At 55.0% G+C, this 1,259-nt stretch carries 2 protein-coding genes and 1 pseudogene; 1 reads left to right on the plus strand and 2 read right to left on the minus strand.

The genetic code is table 11. From position 1 onward, the window contains the following. Nucleotides 1–93: pseudogene (gene btuE, locus KHQ28_RS28665) on the minus strand (glutathione peroxidase); the annotation flags it as partial. Nucleotides 94–329: 236 nt separating this feature from the next. Here btuE and KHQ28_RS28670 point away from each other — a divergent pair. After that, nucleotides 330–1,136, plus strand: a complete 807-nt coding sequence (locus KHQ28_RS28670; protein WP_032418827.1) for a MetQ/NlpA family ABC transporter substrate-binding protein — start codon at nucleotides 330–332, stop codon at nucleotides 1,134–1,136. A 30-nt stretch (nucleotides 1,137–1,166) separates the two neighbouring features. Here the strand turns inward: KHQ28_RS28670 and KHQ28_RS28675 are convergent. Further along, nucleotides 1,167–1,259 (minus strand): iron chelate uptake ABC transporter family permease subunit (locus KHQ28_RS28675; RefSeq protein WP_211777803.1); only part of this gene is annotated, 93 nt, incomplete at its 5' end.

Below are 1,259 nucleotides of genomic sequence, written 5' to 3' on the forward strand. Positions count from 1 at the left end.
GACGATCAGCAGCACCTTGCCGGCAAAGGATGCCAGGGTGGTTTTCTCGCCATCAATGGTCGTCACTTCGGTATTCAGAATGTCATGTTGCATAGCCTGTCCTCAATGGATAAACCGGTTTCCGGTGAAGGTGATCCCTTTCTACTGTAGCGGATTCAGCGCCCGCCATTCTACTGCCATTCCCCCCGAGTTGTCGCATGATGTAACAGCGCTTCGCTGGCCGCCGGCAACATGAAATCCTCTCAATTGGGCCGTCGACCATTTCCGTGTACAGTGTTCCATGAATGTAATATGGTTTCGTTACTTGTTAATTTAAGAGAGTTTTAGTGATGAAGAAGTTGTTTAGCCTGGCGTTAATCGCCACCTCTGTCGCCCTGCTGAGCGCCTGCTCCCCGGATGAAGATAATAAAGTAAAAGTCGCTATCAATACCGGGCCGGACGAAGCCATCTGGAAAGTGGTGGAGCAGGTGGCGAAGGATAAATACCACCTCGACGTCGAAGTGGTCTCCTTCAATGATTATGTGCTGCCCAACGAAGCGCTGAACAACAAAGATGTCGATGCCAACGCCTTCCAGACCCTGCCGTACCTTGAGGCGCAGTCGAAAGAGCGCGGCTATAAATTTGCGGTGGTCGGTAAAACCTTTGTCTTCCCTATCGCCGCCTATTCTCACCGGATCAAAAATATCAGCGAACTGCCCGAAGGGGCGACGGTGACCATTTCTAATGAAACCACCACCCTGGGCCGCAGCCTGCTGCTGCTTCAGGCGCAGGGGTTACTCAAGCTGAAACCGGGCGTCGGCTATTTACCCACCACGCTGGATATCATCGACAATCCGAAACAGCTGAAAATTGTTGAAGTGGATACCCCGCAGCTGACCCGTACCCTTGACGATCCGAACGTCAGCCTGTCAATCATTAACACCAACTTCTCCGCCCAGGCGGGCCTGTCGGCCGCCCGCGACGGTCTGTTTATGGAGGGGCCGGATTCCCCATACGTGAATGCGATAGTCGCCCGCGAGGATAATAAGGACAGCAAGAAAATTCAGGAATTAAAAGCCGCCTTCCAGACCAGCGAAGTCGCGGAAAAAGCGAAGGAAGTCTACAAAGGCGACGCGATCAAAGGCTGGAAAGCCTGAACCGGCGCCGTCCCTGCCGACGGCGCCGCGCTACCCCCGCCCCCGCGAACGCAGCAGCAACCAGATAAAGACCGGCGCGCCCAGGGTCGCCGTCACCACGCCAATCGGCAGCTCTGCGGCGGA

The organism is Klebsiella sp. 28 (assembly GCF_018223905.1).
GTDB lineage: Bacteria > Pseudomonadota > Gammaproteobacteria > Enterobacterales > Enterobacteriaceae > Klebsiella > Klebsiella pneumoniae.